At 72.3% G+C, this 7,047-nt stretch carries 7 protein-coding genes and 1 pseudogene; 4 read left to right on the top strand and 4 right to left on the bottom strand.

Features of this window, described 5'->3' with window-relative positions:
- Window positions 1–191 precede the first annotated feature (191 nt).
- On the bottom strand, window positions 192–836 hold the full coding sequence (locus tag ACFV9H_RS11910; RefSeq protein ID WP_385396623.1) for a TetR family transcriptional regulator: 645 nt from the start codon (window positions 834–836) through the stop codon (window positions 192–194).
- Window positions 837–1,032: 196 nt separating this feature from the next.
- On the opposite strand from ACFV9H_RS11910, the gene ACFV9H_RS11905 reads away from it, so the two are divergent.
- Window positions 1,033–2,262: an acyl-CoA dehydrogenase family protein gene (locus ACFV9H_RS11905; RefSeq protein ID WP_385396621.1), complete on the top strand. Its 1,230-nt coding sequence runs from the start codon at window positions 1,033–1,035 to the stop codon at window positions 2,260–2,262.
- 149 nt (window positions 2,263–2,411) lie between these two features.
- On the opposite strand, the gene ACFV9H_RS11900 is transcribed toward ACFV9H_RS11905, so the two are convergent.
- A complete protein-coding gene (locus tag ACFV9H_RS11900) occupies window positions 2,412–2,849 on the bottom strand; it encodes an SRPBCC family protein (protein WP_385396619.1) in 438 nt (145 codons plus the stop codon).
- 155 nt (window positions 2,850–3,004) lie between these two features.
- Here ACFV9H_RS11900 and ACFV9H_RS11895 point away from each other — a divergent pair, with 155 nt between their 5' ends.
- A complete protein-coding gene (locus tag ACFV9H_RS11895) occupies window positions 3,005–3,190 on the top strand; it encodes a DUF5999 family protein (RefSeq protein ID WP_365170754.1) in 186 nt (61 codons plus the stop codon).
- A 158-nt stretch (window positions 3,191–3,348) separates the two neighbouring features.
- Here the strand turns inward: ACFV9H_RS11895 and ACFV9H_RS11890 are convergent, their stop codons facing one another.
- The gene (locus ACFV9H_RS11890; protein WP_385396617.1) at window positions 3,349–5,460 is read right to left on the bottom strand and encodes an ATP-binding protein; all 2,112 of its coding nucleotides are present in this window, start codon (window positions 5,458–5,460) and stop codon (window positions 3,349–3,351) included.
- Window positions 5,461–5,523: 63 nt separating this feature from the next.
- Window positions 5,524–6,471: a fibronectin type III domain-containing protein gene (locus tag ACFV9H_RS11885; protein ID WP_385396615.1), complete on the bottom strand. Its 948-nt coding sequence runs from the start codon at window positions 6,469–6,471 to the stop codon at window positions 5,524–5,526.
- Between the two features lie 102 nt (window positions 6,472–6,573).
- Here ACFV9H_RS11885 and ACFV9H_RS11880 point away from each other — a divergent pair.
- Window positions 6,574–6,690, top strand: a pseudogene (locus tag ACFV9H_RS11880) (ABC transporter ATP-binding protein); the annotation flags it as partial.
- Between the two features lie 126 nt (window positions 6,691–6,816).
- Window positions 6,817–7,011: a hypothetical protein gene (locus ACFV9H_RS11875; protein ID WP_385396613.1), complete on the top strand. Its 195-nt coding sequence runs from the start codon at window positions 6,817–6,819 to the stop codon at window positions 7,009–7,011.
- Window positions 7,012–7,047 lie beyond the last annotated feature (36 nt).

The following is a 7,047-nucleotide window of genomic DNA, read 5'->3' as shown; positions in this document are numbered from 1 at the left end:
TCCGCCGGGCACCGGGCTCCGCCCGGACCCGCTCCTCAAACGCCGGAGGGGCTGGCATTTGCCCCGGCAGGGTCGGATGCGCTGGATTGCCCCGGCAGGGTCGAAGGGACTCGGCGGGGCCTGAGGCGCGCGGCGTGGGTGGCCCGGCGGAGGCCGGAGGGGCGGGGTTTGGTTCGGCGGAGTCGGAGGGGTCAGAAGCCCGGGCCGTCTTCGCGGTTGCCGGCTGTGGCCAGGCGGCCCCAGAGGAGGTCCGTGAGGCCGGCCACCAGCTCCGCGCGCTCGCAGGGGCGTTCGCCCAGCCACCAGTCGCCCGCCGCGTGCATCATGCCGACGATGCCGTGGCCCCAGACCCGGGCCAGGCGTTCGCCGCCGGGGCCGAGGTCGACCCGTTCGCCGATCACCTGGGCCAGCTCCTCGCCGAGCCTGCGCAGCAGCGGCGCCGAGTGCAGACCGACGTCGAAGCCGCGCTCGGCGCTGTGGGAGTCCTCGGCCGGGTGCATCAGGAAGCGGTACACCTGCGGGCGGGCCTCGATGGCTGCGAGGTAGGTGTCGAGGGTGTGCTCCACCCGGCTCCGCCGCTCCGCCGGGGCGTCGAGCGCGGCCCGCAGGGAGTCCAGCAGGGCGTCGGTGTGCCGTACGGCCAGCGCCTGGTAGAGGCCCGCCTTGTCGCCGAAGTGGCGGTAGAGGATGGGCTTCGTGATGCCGGCCTCGGCCGCGATGGCGTTCATGGAGGCCTTGGGGCCGTCCCTGAGTACGACCCGGTCGGCCGCTTCGAGCAGCTCCCGCCGCCGGCGATCGGCCGCTCCGGGCTCGCCGGCCTGCTGCGTGGTCTCCATGACGTGTTTTCTCCCCGCCCTTGCGATGTGCGTGACGCCCACGCAACGTAACACCCCGCACACCCTGTCGATCCCATCGGTCGTACCTCCTTCGGCCGCGCTTGACAGTGCTTACTCACCGGTAACAGACTGTGCCGATCGTGCTGGTTACCGCTAGTAACCCGCGCTAGGACGAGTACGGACAGGTGGAGGGGACATGGCGGAGTTCACCATGGAGCTCAACGAGGACCAGAAGCAGGTACAGGAATGGATCCATGGCTTCGCCGCCGACGTGATCCGGCCCGCCGCCGCTGAATGGGACGAGCGCGAGGAGACTCCCTGGCCCGTCATCCAGGAGGCCGCCAAGGTCGGCATCTACTCCCTGGACTTCTACGCCCAGCAGTTCTTCGACCCCACGGGCCTCGGCATCCCGATGGCGATGGAGGAGCTCTTCTGGGGCGACGCGGGCATCGCCCTGTCCATCGTGGGCACCGGACTCGCGGCCATCGGCGTCGTCGCCAACGGCACCGAGGAGCAGATCGGCACCTGGATCCCGCAGATGTACGGCACCCCGGACGACGTGAAGGTCGCCGCCTTCTGCTCCTCCGAGCCGGACGCCGGGTCGGACGTCGGGTCCATGCGGACCCGCGCGGTGTACGACCAGGCCAAGGACGAGTGGGTGCTGAACGGCACCAAGACGTGGGCGACCAACGGCGGCATCGCCAACGTCCACATCGTCGTGGCCGTGGTCGACCCGGAACTGGGGACCAAGGGCCACGCCTCCTTCATCGTGCCGCCGAACACCCCGGGGCTGTCCCAGGGGCAGAAGTTCAAGAAGCACGGGATCCGGGCCTCGCACACCGCCGAGGTCGTACTGGAGGACGTACGGGTTCCGGGGTCCTGCCTGCTCGGCGGCAAGGAGAAGCTGGACGAGCGCCTGGCGCGGGCCCACGAGCGGGCCCGCAGCGGCGGGGGCGAGCGGGTGAAGAACGCCGCCATGGCCACCTTCGAGGCCTCCCGGCCGGCGGTCGGTGCGATGGCCGTGGGTACGGCGCGGGCGGCGTACGAGGTGGCCCTGGACTACGCCAAGACCCGTACGCAGTTCGGCCGCCCGATCATCGACAACCAGGGCGTGGCCTTCCAGCTCGCCGACATGCGCACGCAGATCGACGCGGCCCGACTGCTGGTGTGGCGGGCCTCGTGGATGGCGGTCGCCGGCCGGCCGTTCACCTCGGCGGAGGGCTCGATGTCGAAGCTCTTCGCGAGCGAGGTGGCCAAGAAGGTGACCGCGCAGGCGGTCCAGATCCTGGGCGGCAACGGCTTCACCCGGGAGTACCCGGTGGAGCGCATGCACCGGGACAGCGCGATCTACACGATCTTCGAGGGGACGAGCGAGATCCAGCGGCTGGTGATCGCGCGCACGCTCTCCGGCATGCCGATCCGCTAGGCGCTGTGCCTCGGCGGGCCGGGCCGGGCCGGAGGGGATGCCTGCCGCGGGGCGTAGGGGCTGCCCGGGGCGTGCGGGTCGACGTCCTGCTGCGGCGGTGGCGGGGGCACGGAGGCGACGCGGTGATCACGGCACCCTGGTCCGTGTGCTCAGGGGCGCAGCAGCCGGGCGAGGGCCCGCCCGAAGAGGCGGCGGCCCGCCGCCGCGACCGCGGGATCCAGGGCGCGGGGCAGGCCTCGCAGGCGCAGGTCCTCGCGCCAGTGGATCTCGCTGCCGCCGGTGGGGGACGGGTGGATCTCGATCTCCGCCCAGCCCGTTACCGCGCGGCCGCGCTTCTCCAGTCGGACGAGGGCCGGCGCGGTGTCCGTCGGGGGGTGCCAGACCACGACTTCCATCGGGTCGTCGAATGTGATCCTGCCCACGCCCGTCCGGGCCGTGAAGATCGTTCCGACGCGCGTCGGCGGGGCCGTCTCGATGATCGTCCGGGTGAAAGGGACCTGGGCTCCGTGTCCCGCCCAGTCCGTCAGCCGCTCCCATGATTCGGAGGGCGGCAACGACGTTCGGTGAACGATCCGGATAACGGGCATGAGCGCATGGTAATCGGGCATACACAGCTTGAACTGGACCGCGAATATGGGTTCCGTCGGGGGGTGGCGATCAGCAATACTCACCGCCACCGTGGATCGCGGATTCGACCGGGTGACCACCGGCCTTCCCGCCCCACACTGCGAGGAGGTGCGCCATGTGCTCCCACCAGCCCCCCTGCCCGTCCGCCGACAGCGCCGATCACGACGCCGCCCGCACCGTGGCCTCCCATCCCGAACAGGGTTGGAGCCTGCTCTGCAACGGCGTGGTCGTCTTCGACGACACCGGTGAACTGCTCCCCGAAGGCCAGACGGTGGAACCCCGCCGCCCGGCCCTGGTCTGAGCCAGGAGGCAGCATGCGCCAGCAGCTGATCCGCAAGCCCGTCCCCAAGCCCGCTCCCCGAGACCTGGACCTGCGCACACCGTCGGGCAGACCCCTCCCGTACTGACGGGAGCCGACGCCGGCAGTAATTCAGTACGACGCCACCCACCGGCCGGAAGTCAGCCGGTGGGTGCGGCCGCGCCGCCCAGGAAGGCCGTCTCGTACGCGGCGTCGCCGATCGCCGCCCGAGCCTGCCGCTCGCCCTGGTCCCGCAGGGCCGTCAGCGAGGGGGAGCCCATCTGTGGCCGGCCCACCGTGCGCCACCACGCGTGCCCGGTGCCCAGCAGCCGCGCCGCCAGCTCACCGTCGCCCAGTGCCGCCACCGCAGCGGCCAGCAGGTCGAGGCCCAGCGCGATGCCGAAGCGGTCGCCGAGCAGCCGTTTCCCGGACAGCATCGCCCTGACGTGCCGGGCGGCCTCCCCGTGCTCGCCCAGGCCCAGCGCGGCCACCGCCAGGACGTAGTCGGCGTAGGCCCGCAGCCACCGTTCGCCCAGCTCCGCGCAGGCCTCCCGGAGGGCCCGCGCCTCCTGCGCCGCCTCTTCGAACCGCCGCAGGTCGCACAGCGCGTAAGAGGTGGCCAGCCTGCACAGCAGCCAGCCCGCGCCGCTCGTGCGCCCGCCGTGGCCCGCCCGGGCCCGAGGTCCGGCCAGCGCGAGGGCTCGTACGGGATCGCCCGGCATCAGCACCGACACCGCGTGCAGGTAGGCCGCGCGCAGCTCCCGCTCGGGGTCCGACAGGAGGGCGGCGTCCCGCGTGCACTGCTCGCCGAGGTTGCGGGCCGTGTCCATGTCGCCCTGGAGCAGCGCGGTGAGCCCGAGTGCCCACAGGGCCTGGTTGTATGCGGGGCCCGGGTGCGGGGAGGCCCGGAGGGCGCGTTCCAGGAAGCCGCGGCCCTCGTGCACGTGCCCGCAGGAGAACCAGTAGAACCACAGCGCCCCGGCCATTCCCAGGGCCGCCTGGGGGTCGGTGCCCAGCAGGTGCTCCAGGGCCGTACGGAGCTGTGCGTGCTCGGCGGTGATCCTGCGGTACCAGTCCACCTGCCCCGGCCCCAGCCAGCCCCGGTCGGCGGCTTCGGAGAGGGCCGCGTACCAGTGGGCGTGCCGGTCGGAGAGGAGCTGTACCTCGCCGAGTTCGCCCAGCCAGTCGTGCCCGTACTCGCGGATCGTGTCCAGCATCCGGTAGCGGGCCCCCGCGCCGCGCTCCTCGGTGCGCAGCAGCACGGACTTGGCGACCAGGCCCGTCAGTACGCGCTCCACGCGGGAGGCGGCCAGCGGGCCGCCCGCGCACACCGCGCGGGCGGCGGCGACGTCGAAGTCACCCGAGAAGACGGAGAGTCGGGCCCACAGCAGCCGTTCCAGCGGCTCGCACAGCTCGTGGCTCCAGCCGATGGTGGTGCGCATCGTCTGGTGCCGGGGCAGTCCGGCGGCGCGGCCGTCCGGCGAGTGGCACGTCGACAGCAGGTCGAAGCGCTCGTCGAGCCGCTCGGCCATCTGCTCCAGCGTCCACAACCGCATCCGGGCGCCCGCGAGTTCGAGGGCGAGCGGGATGCCGTCGAGGCGCCTGCACACCTCGGCGGCGACCGCCGCGCGTGCGGGGTCCGCGAAGACGGCCGCCGCCTGCGGGGTCGCGGCGAGGGCGCGGGCGCGGAAGAGGGCGAGGGCATCGCTGTCCGGCCCCTCGCAGGGCAGCGGGCGGACCTCGACGACCTGTTCGCCCGGGGAGCCGAGCGGCTCGCGGGAGGTGACCACGACCGTCAACCCGGGGGCGGACTGCAGGAGTTCGCCCACCAGGTGGCGGCAGTCGGTCACCAGGTGCTCGCAGGTGTCCAGCACGAGCAGGAGCTGCTTGTCGGCCATCCAGGCGCACAGCTCCTCGTCCAGGGGCCGCGAGGAGTGGTCGGCGAGGCCGACGGCGTGGGCGATGGTCGTGGTGAGCAGGCCGGGATCGCGCAGTGGTGACAGCTCCACCCACCACACGCCGTCGGGTCTCGGCCCGACGGCCTCGGAGACGGCCCGCAGGGCGAGCCGGGACTTGCCGACACCGCCCACCCCGGTGAGGGTGACCAGCCTCCGCTCCTCCAACAGATCGCGCAGGAGCGCCAGTTCACGCTCGCGGCCGACGAAGGCCGAGGGCTGCGGCGGCAGGTTCCCCGCCGAGGTGCCCGGGGCAGGCGCGGGATCGCCGCCGGCGGATCCAGCCTGATTGTCGTTGACCGAGTACTCACCGAACACGGATGTATTGTGCGTGATCTTCTAATCCGACAGGGCTGATTTCGGTCAGATCGTTGCCGAAACTCACCCCGTGAGGGTGATGCTCCGCTCTGCGGAGAAGGCGCCCCAGTCGCCGTCGGGAAGTCGGGCCCGCAGTTTCACGACCCATACCGTACCGGCCGGCTCGGTCACCGTCAGCCGGTGCTCCGCCCGGCCGCTGGGGACGGCGCCCGCGCCGAACTGGATGACGGTCGTGGCCCGTCCGTTGACGTGGAGCTCGTACTCGCTGGTCTCGCGGCCGGTGTCCGGGGCGGTCCAGGTGAGGGTCACCGTGCCCGGTGCGGCGGTCGCCGTGAACTCCGAGGGTGCGGTGCCGGGCCCGTCACCGGAGGCCGGCGGGGTCGTCACGTCCACGGCGGGGCCGTCGGGGGAGGAGTTGTCCGCCCCGTCCCGGGCGCGGACCGTGAAGGTGTAGACGGTGTCGGGCCGGAGGCCGCCGAGCGCGGTGCCGCTCGCGCCGGGTTCCGCGGTGTGGATGCGTACACCGCCCTGGTAGACGTCGTACGCGGTCACGCCGGTGTCGTCCGTCGCGGCGGACCAGGACACCCAGGCGGTCCGGGGCCCGGTCGCGCGGGCCGTGGTCGATGCCGGGGCGGTGGGGGCCCGGCGGTCCTCGGCCTTGGCCGCCGGGGTGGTGACGTGCACGGCCGGTCCCGGCTCGGAGAGGTTCCCGGCGGTGTCCCGGGCCCGGACCGTGAACGCGTAGCCGGTCTGCGGGGTCAGGCCCGTGACGTCCACCATGGTCTTCTCGGCCGGGAGTTCGCGCACCAGGCGGCCGGCTTCGAAGACCTGGTATCCGCTCACCCGCTCGCGCTCGGCCACCGCCTCCCACATGACGTGCACGCTGGTGGCGCTGCCCGCCTGGGCGGTGAGCCCGGTGGGGGCGGCCGGGGGTCGGGTGTCGGGTGCGGTGCAGGCCGGCAGGCCGGCCAGGGCCAGGCACAGGGCGAGCGTGGGGGCGGTGCGTCGCACGGTGCCGTCCTCCGCTTCCTCGGAAAGGTCTAGACATGTATGGCATGCGGATCGCGGGCCGGGCAAGATGTCCGACATCATTGCGAGCTATTTGCAATAGCTCTTGAGGAGTGCCGCGCCGTGAGCGGGGCCGGGCTCCTGGCGGTCGGCCACGATCCGGTGCTGCTGGAGCGCTGGTGCGACCGTACGACCCGCTGGAGCGAGATCGCCAAGAACTGATCGTCAAGAACTGATCGTCAAGGACCGGTCGAACGTCACGGACGGTCAACACCCGTTCGGCGGACACGTCGTTCGCCCGAAGGAACCCCTGGCTGCGCCACCATGGCGCCGAGTAAGGAGGTTTCGATGGTGATTTCCCTCTCCGTGGTCGTCCTGCTCCTCGTCCTCGCGTGGATCTTCCTGCGCAGCGGCGGCCTCAAGTTCTCGCACGCGCTCGTCTGCGTGCTGCTCGGCTTCTACCTGGCGAGCAGCAGCATGGCCACGACGATCCACGACGGCCTGACCGCCACCGCGAACGTGGTCGGCAGCCTCAAACCGTAGACCGGCGAAGTCGATCAACCATTGCGCGTTCGTGAA

Origin of the sequence: Streptomyces sp. NPDC059874 (assembly GCF_042731135.1) — a bacterium.
Taxonomy (GTDB): domain Bacteria; phylum Actinomycetota; class Actinomycetes; order Streptomycetales; family Streptomycetaceae; genus Streptomyces.
The sequence above is the reverse complement of the archived record's forward strand: the minus strand, read 5'-3'. Positions and strand labels throughout refer to the sequence as shown.